The sequence below is a fragment of the Ferriphaselus amnicola genome (assembly GCF_000974685.2).
Lineage (GTDB): Bacteria > Pseudomonadota > Gammaproteobacteria > Burkholderiales > Gallionellaceae > Ferriphaselus > Ferriphaselus amnicola.
This window is the reverse complement of sequence record NZ_AP018738.1, coordinates 2,296,859-2,319,280: the sequence shown is the minus strand read 5'-3', so window position 1 is coordinate 2,319,280 and position 22,422 is coordinate 2,296,859. Positions and strand designations below refer to the sequence as shown.

General features: G+C 51.3%; 21 protein-coding genes. 17 read left to right on the top strand and 4 right to left on the bottom strand.

What is annotated here, in order from left to right:
* Positions 1-470 precede the first annotated feature (470 nt).
* The 5 genes from OYT1_RS11545 to OYT1_RS11525 are packed head-to-tail and all read left to right on the top strand — an operon-like array spanning position 471 to position 8,066.
* Positions 471-2,213, top strand: a complete 1,743-nt coding sequence (locus OYT1_RS11545) for a type I restriction-modification system subunit M (protein WP_062626681.1) — start codon at positions 471-473, stop codon at positions 2,211-2,213.
* Positions 2,210-3,241, top strand: a complete 1,032-nt coding sequence (locus OYT1_RS11540; protein ID WP_062626682.1) for a virulence RhuM family protein — start codon at positions 2,210-2,212, stop codon at positions 3,239-3,241. The genes OYT1_RS11545 and OYT1_RS11540 overlap by 4 nt, the downstream gene beginning before the upstream one ends.
* Positions 3,238-4,569 carry a restriction endonuclease subunit S gene (locus tag OYT1_RS11535; RefSeq protein ID WP_084611983.1) on the top strand — a complete coding sequence of 444 codons (1,332 nt, stop codon included), beginning with the start codon at positions 3,238-3,240 and terminating at the stop codon, positions 4,567-4,569. The genes OYT1_RS11540 and OYT1_RS11535 overlap by 4 nt, the downstream gene beginning before the upstream one ends.
* A complete protein-coding gene (locus OYT1_RS11530) occupies positions 4,569-4,934 on the top strand; it encodes a hypothetical protein (protein ID WP_062626683.1) in 366 nt (121 codons plus the stop codon). Before OYT1_RS11535 ends, OYT1_RS11530 begins: the two co-directional genes overlap by 1 nt.
* Before the next feature lie 9 nt (positions 4,935-4,943).
* Entirely contained in the window at positions 4,944-8,066 is a 3,123-nt protein-coding gene (locus tag OYT1_RS11525) for a type I restriction endonuclease subunit R (protein ID WP_062626684.1), read from the top strand.
* A 147-nt stretch (positions 8,067-8,213) separates the two neighbouring features.
* Here OYT1_RS11525 and OYT1_RS13725 read toward each other — a convergent pair whose 3' ends face one another.
* Both OYT1_RS13725 and OYT1_RS11520 read right to left on the bottom strand, forming a co-directional pair.
* Positions 8,214-8,444, bottom strand: a complete 231-nt coding sequence (locus tag OYT1_RS13725) for a hypothetical protein (RefSeq protein WP_172588555.1) — start codon at positions 8,442-8,444, stop codon at positions 8,214-8,216.
* A gap of 313 nt (positions 8,445-8,757) precedes the next feature.
* On the bottom strand, positions 8,758-9,030 hold the full coding sequence (locus tag OYT1_RS11520) for a hypothetical protein (protein WP_062626685.1): 273 nt from the start codon (positions 9,028-9,030) through the stop codon (positions 8,758-8,760).
* A 106-nt stretch (positions 9,031-9,136) separates the two neighbouring features.
* Between OYT1_RS11520 and OYT1_RS11515 the strand changes: the two genes are divergently transcribed.
* Together OYT1_RS11515 and OYT1_RS11510 are read left to right on the top strand one after the other, a co-directional pair.
* Positions 9,137-9,514 (top strand): hypothetical protein, encoded by a 378-nt coding sequence (locus tag OYT1_RS11515; RefSeq protein WP_062626686.1) that lies wholly within the window; start codon positions 9,137-9,139, stop codon positions 9,512-9,514.
* 352 nt (positions 9,515-9,866) lie between these two features.
* Positions 9,867-10,286, top strand: a complete 420-nt coding sequence (locus OYT1_RS11510; RefSeq protein WP_062626687.1) for a transcriptional regulator — start codon at positions 9,867-9,869, stop codon at positions 10,284-10,286.
* Positions 10,287-10,537: 251 nt separating this feature from the next.
* Here OYT1_RS11510 and OYT1_RS11505 read toward each other — a convergent pair whose 3' ends face one another.
* A complete protein-coding gene (locus tag OYT1_RS11505) occupies positions 10,538-10,936 on the bottom strand; it encodes a helix-turn-helix domain-containing protein (protein WP_062626688.1) in 399 nt (132 codons plus the stop codon).
* A 148-nt stretch (positions 10,937-11,084) separates the two neighbouring features.
* Between OYT1_RS11505 and OYT1_RS11500 the strand changes: the two genes are divergently transcribed.
* Positions 11,085-11,252, top strand: a complete 168-nt coding sequence (locus OYT1_RS11500) for a helix-turn-helix domain-containing protein (RefSeq protein WP_197714085.1) — start codon at positions 11,085-11,087, stop codon at positions 11,250-11,252.
* 172 nt (positions 11,253-11,424) lie between these two features.
* Here OYT1_RS11500 and OYT1_RS14110 read toward each other — a convergent pair whose 3' ends face one another.
* Positions 11,425-11,664 carry a helix-turn-helix domain-containing protein gene (locus OYT1_RS14110; protein ID WP_062626690.1) on the bottom strand — a complete coding sequence of 80 codons (240 nt, stop codon included), beginning with the start codon at positions 11,662-11,664 and terminating at the stop codon, positions 11,425-11,427.
* 78 nt (positions 11,665-11,742) lie between these two features.
* On the opposite strand from OYT1_RS14110, the gene OYT1_RS11490 reads away from it, so the two are divergent.
* The 9 genes from OYT1_RS11490 (at position 11,743) to OYT1_RS11450 (ending at position 22,130) form a co-directional block, all read left to right on the top strand.
* Positions 11,743-12,153 (top strand): hypothetical protein, encoded by a 411-nt coding sequence (locus tag OYT1_RS11490; RefSeq protein ID WP_145983710.1) that lies wholly within the window; start codon positions 11,743-11,745, stop codon positions 12,151-12,153.
* Between the two features lie 119 nt (positions 12,154-12,272).
* Entirely contained in the window at positions 12,273-12,689 is a 417-nt protein-coding gene (locus tag OYT1_RS11485; protein WP_062626692.1) for a hypothetical protein, read from the top strand.
* An 822-nt stretch (positions 12,690-13,511) separates the two neighbouring features.
* Complete coding sequence (locus OYT1_RS11480; RefSeq protein WP_062626693.1) at positions 13,512-14,417, top strand: phosphate/phosphite/phosphonate ABC transporter substrate-binding protein; 906 nt, start codon at positions 13,512-13,514, stop codon at positions 14,415-14,417.
* A gap of 5 nt (positions 14,418-14,422) precedes the next feature.
* A complete protein-coding gene (locus OYT1_RS11475; protein WP_084611984.1) occupies positions 14,423-16,531 on the top strand; it encodes a diguanylate cyclase domain-containing protein in 2,109 nt (702 codons plus the stop codon).
* Between the two features lie 380 nt (positions 16,532-16,911).
* The gene (locus tag OYT1_RS11470) at positions 16,912-19,563 is read left to right on the top strand and encodes an MASE3 domain-containing protein (protein WP_062626695.1); all 2,652 of its coding nucleotides are present in this window, start codon (positions 16,912-16,914) and stop codon (positions 19,561-19,563) included.
* Positions 19,560-20,585 (top strand): HD-GYP domain-containing protein, encoded by a 1,026-nt coding sequence (locus tag OYT1_RS11465; protein ID WP_062626696.1) that lies wholly within the window; start codon positions 19,560-19,562, stop codon positions 20,583-20,585. The genes OYT1_RS11470 and OYT1_RS11465 overlap by 4 nt, the downstream gene beginning before the upstream one ends.
* 34 nt (positions 20,586-20,619) lie before the next feature.
* Positions 20,620-21,003: a bacteriohemerythrin gene (locus OYT1_RS11460; protein WP_197714084.1), complete on the top strand. Its 384-nt coding sequence runs from the start codon at positions 20,620-20,622 to the stop codon at positions 21,001-21,003.
* 510 nt (positions 21,004-21,513) lie between these two features.
* Positions 21,514-21,801 (top strand): hypothetical protein, encoded by a 288-nt coding sequence (locus OYT1_RS13900; RefSeq protein ID WP_232013179.1) that lies wholly within the window; start codon positions 21,514-21,516, stop codon positions 21,799-21,801.
* 128 nt (positions 21,802-21,929) lie between these two features.
* Positions 21,930-22,130, top strand: coding sequence for a hypothetical protein (locus OYT1_RS11450; RefSeq protein WP_062626699.1), 201 nt, complete (start codon positions 21,930-21,932; stop codon positions 22,128-22,130).
* Positions 22,131-22,422: the final 292 nt, after the last annotated feature.

Here is a 22,422-nt window from a genome sequence, read left to right as displayed (position 1 = left end):
GGCCGCCCGCGCAAAGCGCGGCTCCCCTCTGCGAGGGCTGCGCCGCGAGCTGTCTTCGACATTCCCGGCTTGTGGTGCTGCCGCCCCATCGGTCTGGACGACCGACCTCTCCCAGAGGGGAGCCGCGCTTCGCTCTGGCGGCGGGACTGCGTCCCCCAACAACGACCACTCGCTTGGGCTCGTTTTCGGCCGCTGATCGCGTCCTCATCCGTTGTCGGCTCCCCCTGCCATGAGATATGTCTGCTGGGGCAGACGTATCTCATGGGCTGCGTGCTGGACGCACTTGCCCATCCACCTCGATAGTGGTGGATGGCTCCCTAGGCGTCGCTAGCGAAAATCGAATCCGCGCTAAGGCACAGCTTCATCTACTTCGACACTATTGCTAATTGAGACCTCTATATCCTTTGGCATATTGCCTTGCCTGCCCAATCCACGCAGAATGCGTCCGGAAAATATAACGACAAGAACCAATGAACCACCAATCCCTTTCATCTTTCATTTGGTCTGTCGCCGACCTGCTGCGTGGCGACTATAAGCAATCCGAATATGGCAAGGTGATCTTGCCGTTTACCGTGCTGCGCCGTCTGGACTGTGTGCTGGAAACCACCAAGACGGCGGTGCTGGCAGAACTTGAATCCCGGCAGCAAGCCGGGCTGAATCCGGAGCCCTTCCTGTTACGCAAAGCGGGACAGAGCTTCTACAACACCTCGCCGCTGGACATGAAGAAGCTGATGGGCGATCAGGATCACATCCGCGAAAACCTCTACAGCTACGTGCAAGCCTTTTCGCCCGCCGTGCGCGACATCTTCGAGCGGTTCGATTTTCATACTCAGGTTGAGCGTTTGGGCAAAGCTGGGTTGCTGTATCAGGTCACCGAGAAATTTGCGCAGATTGACCTGCATCCCGAATCGGTCAGCAACAGCCAGATGGGGTTGGTGTTCGAGGAGCTGATCCGCAAGTTTGCCGAAATATCCAACGAGACTGCCGGGGAGCACTTCACCCCGCGTGAAGTTATCCGTCTGATGGTTAATCTGCTGTTCATCGAAGATGATGATGTGCTGTCCAAGCCGGGCGTGGTGCGTACCATTTATGACCCGACCGCAGGCACGGGCGGAATGCTGTCCATCGCGGGCGAATATCTGGAAGAGCATAACCCTCAAGCCCGTCTCACCATGTTCGGTCAGGAACTCAACGATGAGTCCTATGCCATCTGCAAGGCCGACATGCTCATCAAAGGGCAGGATGTCGCCAACATCATGCCGGGCAACACGCTGTCGGATGACGGCCACCTGCACAAGAAATTCGACTACATGCTGTCCAATCCGCCGTTTGGCGTGGAGTGGAAAAAGGTCGAGAAGGAAATCCGCAAGGAACACGAGCAACAAGGATTCAACGGTCGCTTCGGCCCCGGCCTGCCGCGTGTGTCGGACGGCTCGCTGCTGTTCCTGCTGCATCTGGTCAGCAAGATGCGCCCTGCGGCAGAAGGCGGTAGCCGTTTCGGTATTGTGCTGAATGGCTCACCGCTATTCACTGGCGGCGCAGGTTCAGGCGAAAGCGAAATCCGCCGTTACGTGCTGGAAAACGATCTGGTCGAGGCTATCATCGGCCTGCCCACCGACATGTTCTACAACACCGGCATCAGCACCTACGTCTGGATACTCTCCAACCGCAAGCCGGAAGCGCGCAAAGGCAACGTGCAACTGATCGACGCCAGTGGTTTCTGGCAGAAGATGCGTAAGAGTCTGGGCAGCAAGCGCAAGGAACTGTCGGACGCGCATATCAACGAGATCACCCGCTTGTTTGGCGAGTTCGTTGAGGCCGAGCAAGATGGAAAACCGATCAGCCGCATCTTCAAGAATCAGGATTTTGGCTATCGCACCATCACCGTCGAACGCCCGCTGCGCGATGAGCAAGGCAAGATCGTGCTGGGAACAAAGGGAAAACAGAAGGGCAAGCCGCAGCCTGATTCCAGCCTGCGCGACACCGAAAACGTCCCGCTGAATGAGGATGTGGAAAGCTACTTCAAACGCGAAGTGCTACCCCACGCCCCGGATGCGTGGATTGACCACGACAAGACCAAGGTGGGCTACGAAATCCCGTTCAACCGCCACTTCTACGTGTTCCAGCCGCCGCGCCCGCTGGCCGAGATTGATGCAGAACTGAAGCAATGCACGGATCGGATTTTGACGATGATTGCGGGGTTGTCGGCATGAACACCGAAAAAAAACTCCAAATCCGTAACAGCACGGCAGAGTTTTTGATCTTCACCGGACAAAGCGGCGAGCAGAGCATCGAAGCGCGCTACGAAGATGAGAATGTCTGGCTGACGCAAAAGCTGATGGCAGCGCTATTCGATGTCAGTGTGCCTACGATTAACGAACACCTGAAGAATGTCTTTGAGCAGGGGGAAGTCACCCGCGAGGCAACTATTCGGAAATTCCGAACAGTTCAAACCGAGGGCAGTCGCGAGGTTGAGCGCAACATAGATTTCTACAACCTCGATGCCATCATCTCCGTCGGCTACCGCGTCAACTCCGTACGAGCCACCCAATTTCGCCAGTGGGCCACGCAGGTGCTGCGCGAGTTCGCCATCAAGGGCTACGTGCTGGACAAAAAACGTATGGAGAATGGCGCTTTTCTGGGCGAGGACTACTTCGAGCGCCTGCTGGCGGAAATCCGCGAGATCCGCCTCAGCGAGCGCAAGTTTTACCAGAAGATCACCGACATCTATGCGACCAGCGTGGACTACAACAAAGACGCCCCCACCACTCGCGACTTTTTTGCCAAAGTGCAAAACAAACTGCACTTCGCCATACATGGCCACACCGCCGCCGAGCTGGTCGTGAAGCGGGCCGACAGCAACAAAGAGCACATGGGCCTGACCTCATGGGAAAACGCCCCGCTCGGCAAGATCATCAAAAACGATGTCGTCATCGCCAAGAACTATTTGAATAAAGAAGAGCTGGAATCATTGGGGCGCATCGTCAACGCCTATCTGGAACTGGCTGAAGAAAGAGCGTTGCGCAAAATCCCTATGACGATGGAAGACTGGGCAATCCGCTTGGACAAATTTCTGGAGCTCACCGAACGCGAAATTCTGCAAGACAGCGGCAAAGTCACGGCGCAGATCGCCAAAGACTTCGCGGAAAGCGAATTCGAGAAATACCGCATCGTGCAGGACAGATTGTTTGAGTCCGACTTTGATCGCGAGATCAAACGCATCGAAGGTGAAAAAGAATGAGTTTGCCGCGTTATTCGGAATACAAGGACAGCGGTGTGGAATGGCTGGGTGAGGTGCCGGAGCATTGGGGTATTGCACCCTTTTATAGTGTTGCCACTGAGCGTGAAGAATCAAATGTCGGAATGCAGGAAGATAATCTCTTGTCTCTTAGCTATGGACGCATTGTTCAGAAGGACATCAGCTCGAATGATGGCCTGCTCCCAGAATCATTTGAAACCTATCAAATAGTCAGACCGGGCGACATTGTTTTCAGACTGACCGACCTTCAGAACGACAAGCGCAGTCTGCGCACTGCAATCGTCGAAGAAACAGGAATCATTACTTTTGCCTATGTCGCTGCGAAACCAACCAAAATTGAGTCACGTTATCTGTGTCATTTGCTTCGCGCCTACGATGTGACGAAAGTGTTTTACTCGATGGGCGGTGGATTGCGTCAGTCCATGAAGTTCTCGGATCTCAAGCGCTTACCTACGCTGCTACCTCCGCCAGACGAACAACAAGCCATCGCCGCCTTCCTCGACCGCGAGACGGGGAAGATCGATGCATTGATTGCCGAGCAGCAGCGACTGGTGGTGGTGCTGGCGGAAAAGCGGCAGGCGGTGATTTCGCACGCCGTCACCAAGGGGCTGAACCCTAAGGCCAAGATGAAAGATTCCGGCATCGAATGGCTAGGCGAAGTGCCGGAGCATTGGGATGTGATGAGGCTGAAACATATTAAGGCGCTAACGCCCAATGCGTTTGTTGATGGCCCATTTGGAAGCAACCTAAAAAGTGTGCATTTCATTGACGATGGCGATGTATACGTCATTGAAAGCAACTTCGCTACACAAGGAAAACTTGAGCCGTCTGAATTGAAGACAATTTCAAGTGAGCACTTCGAAAGCATTAGGCGTAGTGAGACAAAAGCTGGGGATATTGTGATTGCCAAGATTGGCGCGCAATTTGGCAAGGCATCTGTTCTGCCTTCCATCGACAAACCAGCAGTGGTTTCTGGAAACTCGATGAAGCTGACTGTTGATGAAACAGTCTGTACAACATTATGGGCCTATTGGCAGTTATATATCTTGAAGGCAAGCGGTGAAATTGATCTTCTTAATAATGGAAGCGCGCAACCTGCACTTTCTCTTAGCGCAATGAATCAGTTGGTCTTCTTGCTTCCACAGATAGATGAGCAAAAAATAATTCTTGCTTTCCTCGACACCGAAACCGCCAAATTCGACACCCTCACCGCCGAATCCAACCGCGCCATCGCACTATTGCAAGAGCGCCGCAGCGCGCTGATTTCCGCCGCCGTCACCGGCAAGATTGATGTGCGGCAGGCAGTCTGATGGCGAGGCGCTACCAAAGGCGTAGCGCTGCAAGCGGCGTGGTGCGCGATACGATAGAGGTTGCGAATGTGCTGCCTTGGTGGGGTGCCGCGATACTCGGTTTGGTGCTGTTCATTCTGTTTTATTGGGCGTTGCCTTTTTGGTTGCAATCGAAGCTGGATGAGCTACAGGGCAATATGTTCAAGCCGATGGTGGAGGTGCTGTTTGGCCGTCGTATGCACTGGCTGCAATGGATCGGTATTGCGTTAGGGTTGGTTAGGTTGTTCTTTGCGATGCGCAATTATTTTGTTGCTTGCAGCATGAATAGGCGCGATTTGTGGGGCGTCGGTTGGCTTGCCAGATCGTTGGCACGTCTCTTTGATTGAAAGTGAACTATGACAGGCTTGCACAAGGAAATCGAATTCGAGAACGACATCTGCGAGCATCTGGCAGCACATGACTGGCTGTATGCAGAAGGGGACTTTACAGCCTATGACCGCGCCCGTGCTGTATTCCCCGCCGATGTGATCGCTTGGGTGCAGGCCACCCAACCCAAGGCATGGGAGTCATTGAGCAAGAGTCACGGAGCCGCTACCGAAACCGTGTTGCTGGATCGTATCCGCAAGCAACTGGATGACCGGGGCACGCTGGATGTATTGCGGCATGGCATCGAGTTGCTGGGCTTGCGCCAGCCCTTGCAACTTGCCCAGTTCAAACCCGCGCTGGCGATGAACTCGGAGTTGCAAGCCAAATACGCCGCCAATCGGCTGCGTGTGGTGCGTCAGGTGCGCTATTCGCTGTTCAACGAGAACGCGATTGATCTGGTGCTATTCCTGAACGGCCTGCCGATTGCGACGGTGGAGCTGAAATCGCACTTCACGCAGTCGGTGGACGATGCGGTGGATCAATACCGTTTTGACCGCCACCCCAAACCCAAGGGGCAAGCTGCCGCCGAGCCGCTGCTGGATTTCCCGCGTGGTGCGTTGGTGCATTTCGCGGTGAGCAACAGCGCAGCGATGATGACTACGCGCCTGCTGGGTGCGGCAACCACTTTCCTGCCCTTCAATCTGGGCGACCACGGCGCAGCAGGTAATCCAGTCAATCCGAACGGACACCGCACCGCGTATCTGTGGGAGCAGGTCTGGGCGCGGGAAAGCTGGCTGGAAATCATCGGGCGTTACATCGTCGCCAAGCGCGACAGCAAAAAGCAGATCAAGGCGATCATCTTCCCGCGCTATCACCAACTGGATGCGACCCGGAAGCTGGTGGCGGCGGTAATCAGTGAGGGGGCCGGGCAGAAGTACCTGATCCAGCATTCCGCTGGTTCGGGCAAGACCAATTCCATCGCATGGACGGCGCACTTCCTTGCCGACCTGCACGATGCCCAGCACAAGAAACTGTTCGACTCTGTGCTTGTGGTGTCGGATCGCACGGTGCTGGATACGCAGTTGCAGGAAGCCATTTTTGACTTCGAGCGTACCGCTGGTGTCGTCGCCACCATCAAGGGCGAAAGCCAGAGCAAGAGCGGCGAACTGGCGCAGGCATTGTCCGGCGGGAAGAAGATCGTGGTGTGTACCATCCAGACCTTCCCGTTCGCGTTGCAGGCTGTTCGGGAACTCGCCGCCACGCAAGGCAAACGCTTTGCCGTGATAGCCGATGAAGCGCACAGCTCGCAGACCGGCACGGCAGCTTCCAAGCTCAAGCAGTTGCTAAGTGCCGAGGAAATGCAGGAATTGGCGGACGGTGGCGAGGTGGGCACAGAGGATTTGCTGGCGATGCAAATGGCCGCGAGGTCGAACGACGCGGGCATCACTTATGTCGCCTTCACCGCCACGCCCAAGGCCAAGACGCTGGAGCTATTCGGTCGCCGCCCCAATCCGGCCTTACCCGCCAGCGATGAGAATCTGCCCGCGCCGTTCCATGTTTATTCCATGCGTCAGGCCATCGAGGAGGGTTTCATCCTCGACGTGCTGAAAAACTACACCCCCTACAAGCTGGCGTTCAAGCTCGCGAACGAGGGACACGAGTGGGACGAAAAGGAAGTGGAACGCAGCACGGCGATGAAAGGCATCATGCGCTGGGTGCGTCTGCATCCCTACAACATCAGCCAGAAGGTGCAAGTGGTGGTGGAACACTTCCGCGACAGCGTACAGCCGCTGCTGGAAGGTAAAGCCAAAGCAATGGTGGTAGTCGGTAGCCGACTTGAGGCGGTGCGCTGGCAGATCGCCATCGACAAGTACATCAAGTCACAGGGCTACAAAATCGGCACGCTGGTGGCATTCTCGGGCGAAGTAAACGATCAGGAATCACATCCCGATCCGCTCACCGAAACCAGCAAGGTGCTCAACACCAACCTGAACGGGCGCGACATCCGTGAAGCCTTCGCCACGGATGAGTACCAAATTTTGCTGGTCGCCAACAAGTTCCAGACCGGCTTTGACCAGCCGTTGCTGTGCGGCATGTACGTGGACAAGCGGCTGGCAGGCATACAGGCGGTGCAAACCCTGTCACGCCTGAATCGCGCCTATCCGGGCAAGGATACGACCTACATCCTCGACTTCGTAAACGACCCGAACGAGGTGCTGGCAGCTTTCAAGACCTATTACGAAACAGCAGAGCTGGACGGTGTGACCGACCCCAATCTGGTGTATGACTTGCGAGCCAAGCTGGATGCCGAAGGCCACTACGACGATAACGAGGTGGATCGTGTCGTGAACGTGGAAATGAATCCGCACGCATCACAGGCTGAGCTTTCCGCAGCCATTGAGCCGGTCGCAGATCGTCTGCTCAAGCGTTACCGGGCGGCACTGACAAATCACCAAGCCGCCGTCGCCAACAAGGATGCAAAGGCCGAACAAGAGGCGCAGGACGAGATGAATGCGCTGATGCTGTTCAAGCGTAATCTGGGCGCATTCCAGCGGGTGTATGCCTTCCTGTCGCAAATCTTCGACTACGGCAACACAGCCATCGAGAAGCGGGCGATCTTCTTCAAGCGACTGCTGCCCTTGCTGGAGTTTGGGCGTGAGCGTGAGGGTGTCGATCTCTCGAAGGTGACGTTGACCCATCACAAGCTGAAGGACCAGGGAAAACGCAACTTGGCACTGGTGAATGGCGAATATCCCAAGCTGTCGCCACTGTCCGAGACGGGCAGCGGAGAGGTGCAGCAGAAAGAGAAAGTCTATCTGGCCGAGATCATCACCAAGGTGAACGAGCTGTTTGAAGGCGAACTCACGGACGACGACAAGCTGATCTACGTGAACCACGTCCTCAAGGGCAAGCTGCTCGAATCGGAGATTCTGGTGCAGCAGGCTAACAACAACACCAAAGAACAGTTCGCCAATTCGCCCGACCTGTCCAATGCGATTCTGAGTGCGATTATGGATGCACTGTCTGCGCATTCGACCTTGAGCAAGCAGGCATTGGATTCGGAAAAGGTGCGGAGCGGTTTGAAAGATGTACTGCTTGGGCCGGCTCAGTTGTATGAGGCGTTGAGAGCACAGCAGGTTGTTAACGGCTAGGTTACCAAGACTGTTGATGCGCGCACTAAACTATCCATACTGCGCGCTTAAGACTACCCAGCAAATATCGCCGAACCGTGTTTCCATGAAAGGGTAACTTACCCATCGCCCTGGGTAGTCAGATTTGCGCACACTGGGTCATCCCACCTACGCAAACAATACGCAATTGTTCAACAAGCTGAAAGCAGACATTCTGGCAGACAACCCCGACAGCCTTTTCAGCAAATTGCCGCCGCCCGCCATAGCCAAAGAATGAGCTTTACCAGCATCGGTATTAAGCGACCGAAAATGGCAGGCAACCGCCAGATCACAGTAAATTCTGCTGTTCATATTGCTGCCATTCAATAGTTCATCGGTCGCGTGGTGACTGGCAGTCATACTCCACTTTCTGAATTGGACGGGTTAAAGAATCTAGCTTCGGCTTTTCCATAGAAGTGCAGGAACTTCTTCGGTAGTTGGCGCTGACTTGGCCGCTGGAACGGACATATCTTTGGCAAGGCAGAGGAGGGGTATTAAAAGCAATCGTGAGTTTTTGCGCGAAAACTGCGGTCTGAGGGAAATCAAGAATTTTGCACCACACGAAGTGGCAGGGGGATTGATAGGTTGTGAGCGGGGGAGTATCTCTTCAGCTGCGGGTAGTGCTTTGCTAAAGTTATTCCAATTCCTATATTAGGTCACAGTCCCCCGCCAACTATGGCTGATATTCAGGTTTACGGCGGGTGATTGGAAACATCAGGATTTTGGCTCTTCGATTTTCGGTAGTCGCGAGCACTGGTGTGCCTCCAGTGAATCTAGGAGTGCTCAGCTTGTCCCACTTGATTGCCGCCTGAGTTCGATGTGGTTCGGGCAGCAGGGAAATGGTCACCTCAGTGAATAACTCATAGGGCACCTCTTTCCAGCGCTCATGAGCTTCTTGCCATGCAGCCTTTCCAAGCTCAATGGTTGTGGAGCCATCGTTTTCCATGATCGAGTTTTTTGAGATGTACAGTTTAAAATATTTCAAAGTGATGGTGCTCAGTCGTCGGTAGTATGGAGCGAATCATGACATTTTGAAACGCAAAACCTGAACCATGACTGCCAACAACTCAAACAGCCTAGTATTGAAAATTATCCGCAAGTATTCACTTTGGGCATTATGCCTTGGTTTCTTACCAATTCCAGTCTTGGGCGTAGTTGCGATCATTGTCGTCCAACTTTTGATGCTGTCAGAGTTGGCCAAAACATACGGCGGGTTCGATAAGATACATACGGCGAAATGGATGATTGTGGCGATCATCGTAGCCTTGGCAGTGCTTCCTTTGAGTCGGGCGGCTGTAACAATATTGAAGGCGGTCCCGGTTGTTGGCAGTATCTTGGCCTTTTTGATATTGCCGGCGATTGCTGGAGTGGTCACGGCTGGTTTAGGCCGGTATTTTATGTCCCGCTATTCTGGTACTCGTACCGCCTAGCAGATGACCGAATGGCGCGGCTCTGATGGCGGGGTATCTTCGTTGCCCCTGAGCTGGCTACCGAACCCGTCCACCTCTGCCTATTTTTGCGCGCTCTTTTCGAAGCCGATCTCGTTCGGTTCGTTCCCTCATTTCACGTTTGTCCTTGGCATTGCGCTTGGCATGCTCGATTAAATATTTGCCAGCGAAGATGACGACAACCCACAAGCACAGTAGGAATAGAAGGTCAGGGCGCATGATTCAGTTGTATTGAGAATATCGGTTGGTTAGTTGCGAACGTAAATAAACTTCTGGTTTGCAAAAATACCAGAAACGTGACAAACAGTCACCATCAAAATAGAAACTGATAGATATGGGCTGGCTTGTTAGTTTCTTGAACATGGAAGCTATAAAAGAACGCAAAGAGTTCAGCAAACGTCTGCGAGAGTCGTTGGAGGAGGCTGGGCTAAGAAGTGATAGCCCGGCCGCGTTAGCGCGCGAATTCAATCGGCGCTATCCCGGCAATCCTATATCCTCTTATGGGGTCAGAAAGTGGTTGATGGCTGAAGCGATACCTAGCCAAGATAAGCTGCGCGTATTAGCGCAACTGCTGAAAGTCAGTGCCGATTGGTTACGATTTGGCGGTCAAGCAGAGTCCGGGGTGGCTGCTCAAGTGGAAGTGGCTCCAATGCTGGACTACGCTTTGATGCGAGCCATTGCCGATCTTTCTGAAGAGCATCAAACAGTGGTTCGAAGTTTGGTGGCCTCGTTGAAAAAAATAGAGACTCGGTAGGGATTGCCTTAGGAGGGTTCGCATTGCAGATGGCCCCTTGATTCTTGCCGCACTTAGTGGGGTGTGCGCGCAGTATGGATCGGCTCTGCTAACATGCAACTAATGCGAAGACCAAGTGGCCTTTGTCAACGATGCTATGGATGACGATTGAGGAAGTCGAGTTCGATAGCGCCCGCAGCTTACTCGACGATATCAATCGGAAGCATTAACAATATGGGCACATTTACCATTGGGTAAATGTGCCCATCAAGTCAGTATTTCATCGCGACTGACTTCACTTCGTCAATTGAGATTTCTCCGGTGTGGACGAGGAATTCGAGATTGGAAATGGTCAAATACATACACAGACGGTGACGTATAGCTTCGCTCACCGATCTGAAGGATCGAGCCCCATTCGACAAAGACCGCAAATATATCAAGCTGACATTCAGCTCTGCTGCGAGCTCTTTCAGCGACCAGCCACGTTCGCGATTTTTCTTACGAATGAGTCGCTTGATGTCCCGGCCTACAGCAAGGTTAATTTGTTTTTGCGAGAGCTGTTCAGCGTGCTCCTGAAGTTCGGTTGGTGTGACCATTTGGGTAGCTGATACTGCGTGACAATGTGCCATAATGCCTCCGATTAAGTGAATGAAGTGTACTTTAAGATGCATTTATTCTTTCAAGGGATCTAAATGTCATCCTGAGTAACATTATACGATGTAAAATATCACTCCACAATAGCAAAAGTATAGTTAACGTAAATAATATTCATGCAGAATGATTAAATGTCACTTGTCTCGCATTATGGGCGAGCGAAAGATGAAAATTGTTGATGTGGCTCGGGCAACTGGGCTGCACCGAAATTCAATCACGCTGTTGTTTGATGAAACGGCCAGTCGTGTGGACATCGAAACTATCGATGCACTTTGCAAACTTTTTGGTTGTCAGGTTGGAGAGCTGTTCGAATTTGTCGATGACAAGGATTGAGCAACCTTGATCGGATATTTGCGTTCGTTGTTTCAGTGAAGCTTCCAGCTATTATTGAAGCTGCGGGTGATTAAGTTTCGTGCCTGTGGATCGATTCAAATAATGCCATAACTACATAGTTCAGCACTACAAAGAGGGCAGGGAGAGCCTTTGGGGAAATATCCAAGGTGAATTAATGAGTTCCAGCCTTTTCTAGTAACAGCTGTACGTCTGTATTCAGAACCTTTGATATCCGATGGAGAATTAGAAGGGAGGGGTTTGCTATCCCCCTCTCCAATTGAGATACATAGGTGCGATCGACTCCTGCGGCAAGTGCCAGCCCCTCCTGTGACAGACCAGCCTGCTGACGTAAGATTTTTATCCTATAGGCCAATTGCTGAAGGAGGCTTTCGAAGTCGTCATGAGATTCCATGAACGAAGAATGATGCTTGTGAGATTGTCAGTCCACGGAATATAATCAACATACCAGCCTGATTATTCCCAATAAGCCATGTTCCACACCGAAGATTCAGCAGAGCTCTCTCTCCCGCCAAATTTTGCGCCACCAGGGATTCGAAGTTGGTGCTGGCTAGAGTTAACTTCGGATAAGCCCTACTACTGGGTGGCGTATGAAACTTGCGGGAGTGGGATGAAATTTCAGTTCATGTTTCCCGACATTCGCCAGACTTTGCAATTTCTGACCGAAATGTCAGAGCGCATTGCCACCGTTCAACTATATGTAATTAGTCCGAGTGGCATGAATCATTCAGACCAGATTCAGATGAATGCCATTTCTGAAATTTGGAAAACCACGAAAAATGACGAATTCCTGATAGTCACGAATATTGGTAAAAAATACTACGGTAACTATTTTTCGAGTGAATCTTCTTCAATTGAAACAGAGAGAGTTTGGCGAGCGTAACCAGTATATGAATCGCTGCGAGAATAAATCTGACTGAAACCAGAGTATATCGACTTAATTCTACTTTCCGTAGTATGACAAAACCGAATAGAAATGAAACTTGGGAGAATGCCAAGCGAATGGCTTTCTGGGATCGTGGAAAAATGACCCTGAATCGATGGCAAGCCGAAATCGACTTAAAGAACCCAGAATTTATCCGAGCCAGCGTGAACTTTATGGAGCCAAGGAATTTTATCGACCTCCTTGGGAAAGAAAATTTCATTCGAAAATGGGGTGATTTTCGCAAGGAAGACCGGTTGTTTGAGGATAAGAAAGCCATCTTGGATGGCGCATGGAGCCTGTATGTTGTCGGCGACATCGGATTTCGAGTTGTGCCGGAAATTGCTCTTTATCCAAAGAAAAAACTCGCTACCCTGCGCCTACTTGTTGCGTCGAATGGAGACTTGAATATCTATCAGATTGCCAAGCAGCTTGGCAGGAGCTATCACCGGGTACACGATGATGTGGTTAGCTTTATGGCTGGAGGTCTTGATTAAATCTACTTACACATAAATGTGTAAATTCAACACAGAAACTTACACAAAACTGGCAGAAAACTGGCAGAACAGACTTTGTGAAAATCGACAGTACAGAAATATGTATGTTTTAGCACGGAAACTGGCAGAAAACTGCCATAAAACTGGCACACCGCTTTAACTCGAAGGCCTGCTGGCCGGTTCGAGGGTGTAAGAAATTTTGTGTAAATGGTCGTTGTGACACCTCTTTCAAACTGGCGGCAGTTTCCCTAATGATGACCGGTGTCAGTCGCATAGCAGACCTAGGTTGGGTAGTACGCCAGCGGCAGCTCAGGCCAAGGATGTGACGGTCAGGAATTCGGCCATAAGAGACGGTGGGGAATAGCTGAGAAGGCTGCATGAAAATTCTAAAGGGAGTCCGCTTCACTCCTGACAGCGGACGTTCAAAACTAAGAGTTTTTGATGTTTGGCCGTCGCTTTCTAACCCATCAGAGCCGTTCTTGTATTTACGCTATTGGACGCTCGACAATAGTTCAGCCATTAGTTCACCCTGCGGTGTGCTATTCGAAGCGATCCGACTGAGCTAGTCCTTCAGTTCGATCCACCCCGGTTCGATCTGGAATCAGACACACGTTCTGCCTTTCCCATAACAGCGTGATTCTTCGATCACAAACGCTCAAGAATATCTGATTCATGCCGATTGCCGACGCATGAGCTGTGAGTGTTTTTTCATCCTCCAAATAATGACGATTCAAGACTGAGTAATCGCCTCGTCTATCGCTGCCCAATCCTTTTGCACGCATCAATAACGGAGTAGCATCCAAACGAGGAGTAAAAAATAAAATGGAACAGTGGAAGCGCCTAGTGCTATTGATCGTCGTACTGCTGAGCATCTCTTGTGACAAGCAGGACGAACCGGTTTATCAGCCAACTTTTAGCAAGGAATCCAGTGCCCCATCGATGGAATTCATCGTAGGTATCCATCCCTTACACAATCCTCAAAAGTTGTTCGAGGTCTATGGTCCTATCGTGGATCTCCTCAATGCCAAGATTCCCAATGCACATTTCCATCTAGAGGCTTCTCGAAATTATGAGGAGTTCGATAAGAAGCTCTACAGTGGCTATTTTGATTTTGCGATGCCGAACCCCTATCAAACCGTCAGGTCGATGAAAGCGGGCTATGCCGTGTTCGGCAAGATGGGGGACGACGCCGACTTTCGGGGCATCATCCTCGTGCGTAAAGATGCCGGGATACGTTCTGTTGCAGATCTTAAAGGTAAGAAAGTATCTTATCCCGCCATCACTGCCTTGGCCGCCACCATGATGCCGCAGTACTACTTACATACGCACGGATTAGATGTGAATCGCGACATCGAGAACGTGTATGTAGGCTCACAAGAGTCATCCATCATGAACGTCTATCTAGGCCAAGTGTCAGCCGGAGCGACATGGCCGGTGCCGTGGAAAGCCTTCGTCAAGGAACATCCGGATAAGGCATCGCTACTCGAAGTCAAATGGCAAACGGAAGCGTTACTCAACAATGCTTGGGTCGTGCGTAAGGATGTACCTCCTGAAATGACGCAGAAGGTCGCCGTCGCCTTGTTCGAATTAAACACGAGTGCGGAGGGAAGAAATATGTTGGAACGGCTCCCTATCTCCAGATTCGAGAAAGCCAACAACGCGACATACAAACCGGTCGAAGATTATCTGGAGAGGTTCTCCAAGGTCGTTCGCCCGATCGAGCGGTGATATATATGAGCTTCGATAAGTTCAGCGACACATTATTGCGAGGGTCGAACCGGCGTCAGATGATGGTCTGGTTCGGATCATCCGCTCTGCTACTGATGTTGAGCTTCGGATACTGGCAACTAGACCAGCAGCGAGATTTCATCTACCGGGTAACGAATGAGCGCGCTTTGGCCATCTCCCATGAGATATCCGTGAGTACGAAATCTTGGGCACTGGCGGGCGATTTGGCCGGATTGCAGGAAGTGTTGCTGGGATTCAATGAGGCACAAGATATTCAGCGCGCCTATTTTGTGGATCCACATGGGCAAGTCCTTGCGTCGACCAATCCTGATGAGATTGGTCTTTTCATGAGCGACAAGATCAGTCTTGATCTGTTGGCCTCCAAGTCGAGCGAGGAGATCGTTCTCGCCGACCAGAAGAACTACATCGCAGTGGCTCATCCGGTGATGGCAGGTCAGCGGCACGTTGGATGGTTGCGCGTCGAGATGAGCAGGGATTCTGCGAATGCCAATATAGAGGCAATCAAAATCGCATGGCGAAACTTCACCATCAGTGCAGTGCTTTTGGTGGTTGCCATATCGTTACTGTTGTCGAGGAAACTCACTAATGGATTGAATCATTTGGTGCAAGTCGCAACAGAGGTTGCGCGAGGTAAAGAGGAAGCACGGGCAAAGATCTTGTCTCAAGATGAGGTGGGGGTGTTAGCTCATTACCTAAATGAGATGCTGGATACCTTGGCTCGACAGAAAGGTGAGCTGCTGGTCACTTCCGAAGCTTTAAGAGACTCAAGAGAAGGTTTTCAGAGCCTACTCAACACGATGGCGGAAGGCATGTATGAAGTCGATACAGATGGCAATTGTATCTTCGTGAATGAGGCGTTCTTGCACATATTGGGTTATCAGAATCGTGACGAGGTCATCGGCAAACATATCCATGAATTGATACACCACCATCGCGCGGACGGCAGTATGTATCCGGCAAGTGAATGCAAGATGTATCGCGCCTATGAGAAGCAGGAAGAGATCAATGTGGCGGATGAGGTGTTCTGGCGCAAAGATGGTACGCAAGTCCCTGTTGAATATTGGTCTCATCCGATCGTAAAAGAGGGCGTGTTAGTCGGTGCGATAGCGACATTCATCGACATCACCGAACGCATACGAGCAGAACAGGCGTTGCGAGAAAGCGAATCAAAGATGCGTGATATCGTCGAAAACGCTCCGTTCGGTGCACATCTTTATGAGTTGATGCCAGACCATAGTCTTATCTTTGTGGGTGCGAATAATGCAGCTACGAGTATCCTAGGATTAGATCATCAGCAGTTCATCGGCAAAACAATCGAGGAGGCTTTCCCTCCACTGATAGATTCACAAATACTTGATGCCTACCGGCGTGTTGCTTCCACTGGGGTTCGTTTTGAAACAGAACAATTTTCTTATGATGGCGATAAGATCCACAGTGTCTTCGAGGTGCATGCGTTTCAAACAGGAAAGAATCGCATGGCGGCGTTTTTCAGTGACGTCACTGAGCGTAAGCGCCACGAAGAGCAAATCCATCTTTTGGCTTTCTATGATGCACTCACCAAGCTGCCCAATCGTCGTCTAATGAATGATAGATTGAGCCAAACAATAGCGGTCAGCAAACGAAGTGGTACTTATGGCGCATTGATGTTCCTTGATTTGGACAACTTTAAACCACTCAATGACTCTCATGGGCATGCGGTGGGGGATTCACTGCTAATCGAAGTGGCGAATCGATTAAAAATCTGTGTACGGGAAATGGATACAGTCGCCCGATTCGGCGGGGATGAGTTCGTGGTGATGCTAAGTGAGCTGGGTGAAGACAAGGTTGCCGCTACAGCACTCGCGCGAATCGTCACAGAGAAGATCCTCGCCAAGTTGGCGGAACCTTATGTTCTCAAGGCGGTGGATGAACATGGGGTAGATACTATAGTGACGCATCACTGTACAGCCAGTATCGGCATCGTAGTTTTCAATGGCGCTGAAGCCAAGCAAGACACAATCTTGAAATGCGCTGATGATGCGATGTATGCAGCCAAAGATTCAGGTCGGAATACGATCCGCTTCTTTGAGTTGGATGGGGTTTTGGCTAGTTGAACTGAAGGATCATCGTTTCAAACCCGTCAAAAGTAGTTACGTCGTTACGATATTCCGCACGGAAATAGTATTGATATTACAAATCGGTATCCGCTCGATGTATATCTGTGGCTGGTAATTAGGATAGATGGAGGGGGGCGTGGGTTTCTTGAAAAAAGGTTTGGCTGAGTTCGGGAATATTTGTTGAGGTACGGAGATTTTGTTTTGAGCACACATTTTTCTGGCCTAAACCCAAGAATGGTTAAAAAGTGCCGATAAGAGTGGCAGAAGGTGGGTAATATTTTTCTGGGTGTTTTATTCGCGATGATTATGCGCTGTAAAGGTATCCCATGCATCTAGCTAGCGATCAGACATGGCTACACCCTAATCACCAGAAATCCATGCGCAACATGGGAGCGTTTTTGTTGCTGCTAGCAATTATTCAATTGCTAGCTTGGCTGTTGCCTTCGTGGCCAGAATTTAAAGGCATTCCCTACTACTTGCCCCTGCATGTCTTGCTGGAGACGGCCTCCATCATCATCTCGATGATGGTGTTCGTCATGGGCTGGAACTCGCTTAGCCGCAACCTGTCTGGGAACATCGTACTGCTCGCCTGCGCCTATTTCGCCGTGGGCATACTCGATTTTTTACACACAATATCCTACGGTGGGATGCCCGACTACATCTCGCCCAACGACGCACAGAAGCATCTCAATTTCTGGCTGTCCGCACGTCTCTTGGCCTCATTCGTATTACTGGTGGTCGCACTCAGACCTTGGACGCCGCTGCGTTCCAAGGCGACGCGCTACCTGATCCTAGGTACCTTGTTTGCCCTCACCTTCGTCATCAATTGGATCGTGGTGTACCACCAAACGTGGTTTCCAGACACTTTCATCGCGGGACAGGGGCTGACCGCATTCAAAAAGAACTTCGAATATACGATTATCGCGATCAATGTGGTCACGGCGCTGATCCTATGGTCGAAGATGCGTGCGCCACAGACCTTCAACGTGGTGCTACTGTTCGGCGCGGTGTGCACTCTGGCGATGAGCGAGTTCTTCTTCACACTCTACACTACCATGACTGGCAGCTATAACGTGCTGGGCCATATCTATAAAGTTATCTCCTATATCTTTATTTATCGCGCCATTGTGGTCGAGGTCATCGAAGAACCCTACTCCCTGCTCGAACAGACCCAACAGAAGTTATCGATGTCGCTGAAAGCCTCCAATACCGGACTGTGGAGTTGGAATCTGAAAACCGATCATGTGTACTACTCGCCGGAGTGGAAGGCACAACTTGGCTATCTACCGGACGATCTGCCTGACACCTTGGATACTTGGAAATCACTACTACATCCCGATGATCGTGAGGGTGCACTCGACAAGGTGCGTGAGTACCTCGCTTCCAGCGAGCTGCAATATGAGAACGAGTTCAGATTACGCCATCGTGATGGGGAATATCGCTGGATCATGGCGCGCGGTGAAAAACAATTCGACACGAGTGGGAAAGTCTCCGATCTGATTGGTTCACATATCGACATCACCGAGCGCAAACAGGCCGAGGTGGAATTAAGGAAGTATCAGGACCACCTTGAGGACGAGGTGCAGCTGCGCACCGCCGATCTCTTGCTAGCGCGCAACGCGGCGGAAGCAGCGAACAAGGCCAAGAGTGTGTTCCTGTCCAGCATGAGTCACGAGTTACGCACCCCCTTGAACTCCATTCTTGGTTTCTCCAACATCCTGCGACAAGACCCCGAACTGCGACAAGAGCAACGCGACAACTTGGGGATCATCAATCGCAGCGGCGAACATCTGCTCACCCTGATCAACGACGTGCTGGAAATGGCCAAGATCGAAGCAGGTAGAGTGGAGATCGAAAACGCCCCCTTCGACATCGGCGAGATCGTGCGCGACGTCACCGACATGATGCATATGCGCGCCCAAGAAAGAGGGCTGCAACTGCTGGTCGAGCAATCTTCAGAATTCCCGCGCTTCATCAAAGGCGATGAGGCGCGTTTACGTCAGGTCCTGATCAATCTGGTCGGCAATGCGGTGAAGTTCACGCAGGAGGGGGGCGTCACGGTTCGCTTTGGCATGAAGCCGCACACCACGCCGCCACGCCTGATGATCGAAGTCGAGGATTCCGGTCCGGGCATCAAGCCAGAAGATCAGCAGCGCATCTTTCTGCCATTCGTACAACTGTCCGAATCGACCATGCAGAAAGGCACGGGGTTGGGCCTGACCATCACACAACAGTATGTGAAACTGATGGGTGGGGATATATGCGTCGAAAGTACGCTGGGCGTAGGATCGATTTTCCGGGTGGAATTGCCCGCAGAAATGGTATCGGCAAGTGAAGTGGTCAAACCAGAGTGCACCGTCAAGGGCGAGGTCACCGGTTTGGCGCCAGACCATCCAGAGTACCGTGTCCTGATTGTGGAGGATCAAGTGGAGAACCAATTGCTGCTCGCCCGCTTGATGAAAGATATCGGGATCGCGGCCAAGGTGGCGGAGAACGGCGAGCAGGCAGTGAACCTCTTTCAAACCTGGGCGCCACATCTGATTTGGATGGATAGGCGCATGCCAGTGATGGATGGCATCGAAGCGACACAGATCATCCGACAACTACCAGGAGGAACTGACGTCAAGATCGTCGCAGTCACCGCCTCAGCTTTTGCCGAACAGCGTAACGAGATGCTTGAGGCCGGCATGGATGACTTCATCCGGAAGCCTTACCGATTCAGTGAGATATATGAAAGCCTAGCGAAACACCTGGGCGTTCGCTACGTCTATGCGAACGAGCAAGGCAGCAAACACCGAAACAACGTTGTGCTGACGACTCAGATGTTGAGCCGATTGCCGACCAGCCTGCGCAATGAGTTACACGATGCGCTGGAAAGCCTTGAGGAAGAACGTATCCATCTCGCCATGGAACAGGTCGCAACCTGTGATCCGACCTTGCATCAGGCACTCTCCGCATTGGTGTCTGGTTTTGACTATCCAACCATCCTGAAAGCATTGCAGGACAGCCATCCTGAAGGAATACCATGACATACAAAGGGAAGATACTCGCCGTTGATGACACCCCCGCTTCACTACGGTTATTGACCGACCTTTTGAAGGCGGAGGGTTATGAAGTACTGTCTGCAATTAGCGGGGAACTGGCATTGCATGCTGCCGCAACACATCCGCCCGATTTGGTGCTGCTCGATATCCGCATGCCAAAAATGGATGGGCTGGAAGTTTGCCGACGCCTCAAGGCGAACGAAGCGACTAGGAATGTGCCGGTCATCTTTGTCAGCGCGGTCACCGAGATAGATGAGAAGGTGCTAGGTTTTGGCGTGGGTGCGGTCGACTTTGTCACCAAGCCGTATCAACGCGAAGAGTTGATGGCTAGAGTTCGCGCCCACTTGGAATTGCATCGTCTGCGCAACCATCTAGAAGAGGTGATCCAAGAACGCACCATAGAGCTCCAGCAGAGTGAACAGAAACTACGACAGAATCTGTTCGATTCGGTCACCGCATTGGCCTCCATCGTCGAAATGCGCGATCCCTATACCGCAGGACATCAAAGACGCGTCTCACAACTGGCTGTCGCTATCGCCAACGCTCTTCAGTTGCCATCCGAACAGATTGAGTGCATTAGCTTAGCGGGTGTTGTGCATGATGTTGGCAAGATTCAAGTTCCCTCCGAGATCCTCAGTAAACCAGGCCGCCTTAATCCTCTGGAATTCGGTCTGATTAAAGAACACGCACAGAACGGTTACGAGATATTGAAAACTATCGACTTTCCTTGGCCTATCGCACAGATTGTGCTGCAACATCATGAGCGATTGGATGGGTCGGGCTATCCACATGCGCTCAAAGGAGACCAGATCCTGATCGAGGCCAAGATCATGGCGGTAGCCGATGTCGTCGAGTCAATGATTTCCCACCGTCCCTATCGTCCAGGATTAGGTATCGACGCGGCACTGGAGGAGATCGAGCGCAACAAAGGCAAATTGTTTGATCCCATGGTCGCCGACATATGCATCAAACTATTCCGAGAGCATGACTATGTCATCCCCAACTAAATCAACTCCATGGCGCCTGACTTGGACAGATGACTTGAGCGTCTGCGATCCAGAGATCGATGCCGAACACAAGCACTTCATCATGCTCGTCAACGAACTGAATGGAGCTATCATCTCGCGTTTGGGCATTGAAGAGATCAAACGATGCATGCGTGCCATTGTGGATGACGCGGTGGCGCACTTCGCCCATGAGGAGCGTTTGTTCAAGGAATGGTGCTATCTGAATGCATCTGAACATGCACTGAAACATGCAGAAGCGATCCAGTATTTTCATAATATCACCGAGGGTTTTGAACGTAACGGGACGGACTACGAGTGGATCGAGACTGGGCTAAAGGTCAAGCAGGCTTTCATCGGCCATCTACTGGAAGAGGATTTGAAGTACCGTGATTACTGCCGCGAGAATTGCAAGTGTTGAATCCAAGCCACAAGCAGAATTTCTGAAATCCAACTTTGGCCGATTCAGGAGTCTTTCATTCACATGAGGCCAACTGGCAGCAATGGGTTAGCAAGCGACGGTCGATCACCATCAGACACTTAGTTTTGAACGTCCGCTGTCAGGAGTGAAACGGACAACCCCTCAGAGCATTCAATCAGCCTTCTCAGCATTTCCCCACCGTCTCTTATGGCCGACGACCGGACTTCGGCCAAAGCCGCCATCCAGGATGGCCAGCCGATTTTGTCTGCAATGAGTTGGCAAGCCGCCCTTGAATATACTGGTTACGCGCGCCAAACTCTGACAGAGGGGGAACATTAGAGGAAGCGCAACACCCATGCCGACTCAGTCACAGATAATGAATGAGTCCGTTGCAAGGGAACATAATTCTGTCTATCTGCTAATTCGAACACGAGCTAGGCAGAAACTGAGCACACTCGCACCACACCAAAGCTTGGTAGTTAAACTGTCACGACCAATGTTGCGATACTCGTGGTAAACATCGAGGCGACGGCAAGCAGCCTCTCCTTTGGACAGGCTGTCGTAGCAAAAATCGCCAGCCAGATTGGAGCTGAAATAAACAACATCACAAGCAGCAGCAACACCGCCACGAGCGACACAAAATGCCACCCGATGTTACTTATCATTAAATTTGCAGTTGGCATGACCATAATCTTTAGTCCCATCGGAAAGTTGAAAAAAATCAGAAAGAAAGACGACTCACTAAATAGTAGAGTATATCTATCAAGTTTAGTTCACTTTTTTTGGGCTAAAAATTAGGTTGTTCGTTTCCATCAAAATATAGCCAGCATGACCAAATGGCGCAAGATTCACATCCCGATTTTCATCGTCTTCGTTGCACTGGCACTGGGTCATATAGTGAGCATCATTCTATTTTGGGGATAGATATGAGCAAACTCCTCAAGATGATCTTGGCGGCCAATATTATCGCCATCACTGTTCTTGTATTTGCTTACCCAAACTTGATGGTTGGCCCTGGCAAGCTGATCAACGGTCACAAGCAACTGGAAACGGATTGTTTTGCCTGTCTTACCACATTGGTAGGTGCGACTTCAGAGCGCTGTGTGGTTTGCCACAAGCCAGCCTAGATTGGCAGACTGACATCTGCCAGAAAACCTATTGCAAAACCACTTACCTCAACCCCCTTCCATCAAAAGTTACTCAGTCAAGACATGCATCGCATGTCATAGCGATCATGCAGGCGTGAAGCAGTTCAGGCAGCAGGGACATTTCAATCACGCTTTGCTTAAATCGGAAACACTAAAGGAATGCCAAGGCTGGCACAAGTCTCCCAAAGATGCGCTACACGAACAAATCACGGGCAACTGCAGCCAATGCCACAACCAAGAGAAATGGGAACCCCTTGGCGACAAATCCGCC

Bases quoted from the DNA above. Each gene is read 5' to 3' on its own strand.
- OYT1_RS11510 (WP_062626687.1), top strand. From the start codon at position 9,867: ATGGGCTGGCTTGTTAGTTTCTTGAACATGGAAGCTATAAAAGAACGC.
- OYT1_RS11545 (WP_062626681.1), top strand. From the start codon at position 471: ATGAACCACCAATCCCTTTCATCTTTCATTTGGTCTGTCGCCGACCTG.
- OYT1_RS11485 (WP_062626692.1), top strand. From the start codon at position 12,273: ATGGCTTTCTGGGATCGTGGAAAAATGACCCTGAATCGATGGCAAGCC.
- OYT1_RS11480 (WP_062626693.1), top strand. From the start codon at position 13,512: ATGGAACAGTGGAAGCGCCTAGTGCTATTGATCGTCGTACTGCTGAGC.
- OYT1_RS11520 (WP_062626685.1), bottom strand. From the start codon at position 9,030: ATGGAAAACGATGGCTCCACAACCATTGAGCTTGGAAAGGCTGCATGG.
- OYT1_RS11530 (WP_062626683.1), top strand. From the start codon at position 4,569: ATGGCGAGGCGCTACCAAAGGCGTAGCGCTGCAAGCGGCGTGGTGCGC.
- OYT1_RS11515 (WP_062626686.1), top strand. From the start codon at position 9,137: ATGACTGCCAACAACTCAAACAGCCTAGTATTGAAAATTATCCGCAAG.
- OYT1_RS11490 (WP_145983710.1), top strand. From the start codon at position 11,743: ATGTTCCACACCGAAGATTCAGCAGAGCTCTCTCTCCCGCCAAATTTT.
- OYT1_RS13725 (WP_172588555.1), bottom strand. From the start codon at position 8,444: ATGACTGCCAGTCACCACGCGACCGATGAACTATTGAATGGCAGCAAT.
- OYT1_RS11505 (WP_062626688.1), bottom strand. From the start codon at position 10,936: ATGCATCTTAAAGTACACTTCATTCACTTAATCGGAGGCATTATGGCA.
- OYT1_RS14110 (WP_062626690.1), bottom strand. From the start codon at position 11,664: ATGGAATCTCATGACGACTTCGAAAGCCTCCTTCAGCAATTGGCCTAT.
- OYT1_RS11470 (WP_062626695.1), top strand. From the start codon at position 16,912: ATGCGCAACATGGGAGCGTTTTTGTTGCTGCTAGCAATTATTCAATTG.
- OYT1_RS11450 (WP_062626699.1), top strand. From the start codon at position 21,930: ATGAGCAAACTCCTCAAGATGATCTTGGCGGCCAATATTATCGCCATC.
- OYT1_RS11525 (WP_062626684.1), top strand. From the start codon at position 4,944: ATGACAGGCTTGCACAAGGAAATCGAATTCGAGAACGACATCTGCGAG.
- OYT1_RS11535 (WP_084611983.1), top strand. From the start codon at position 3,238: ATGAGTTTGCCGCGTTATTCGGAATACAAGGACAGCGGTGTGGAATGG.
- OYT1_RS11475 (WP_084611984.1), top strand. From the start codon at position 14,423: ATGAGCTTCGATAAGTTCAGCGACACATTATTGCGAGGGTCGAACCGG.
- OYT1_RS11500 (WP_197714085.1), top strand. From the start codon at position 11,085: ATGAAAATTGTTGATGTGGCTCGGGCAACTGGGCTGCACCGAAATTCA.
- OYT1_RS11465 (WP_062626696.1), top strand. From the start codon at position 19,560: ATGACATACAAAGGGAAGATACTCGCCGTTGATGACACCCCCGCTTCA.
- OYT1_RS11540 (WP_062626682.1), top strand. From the start codon at position 2,210: ATGAACACCGAAAAAAAACTCCAAATCCGTAACAGCACGGCAGAGTTT.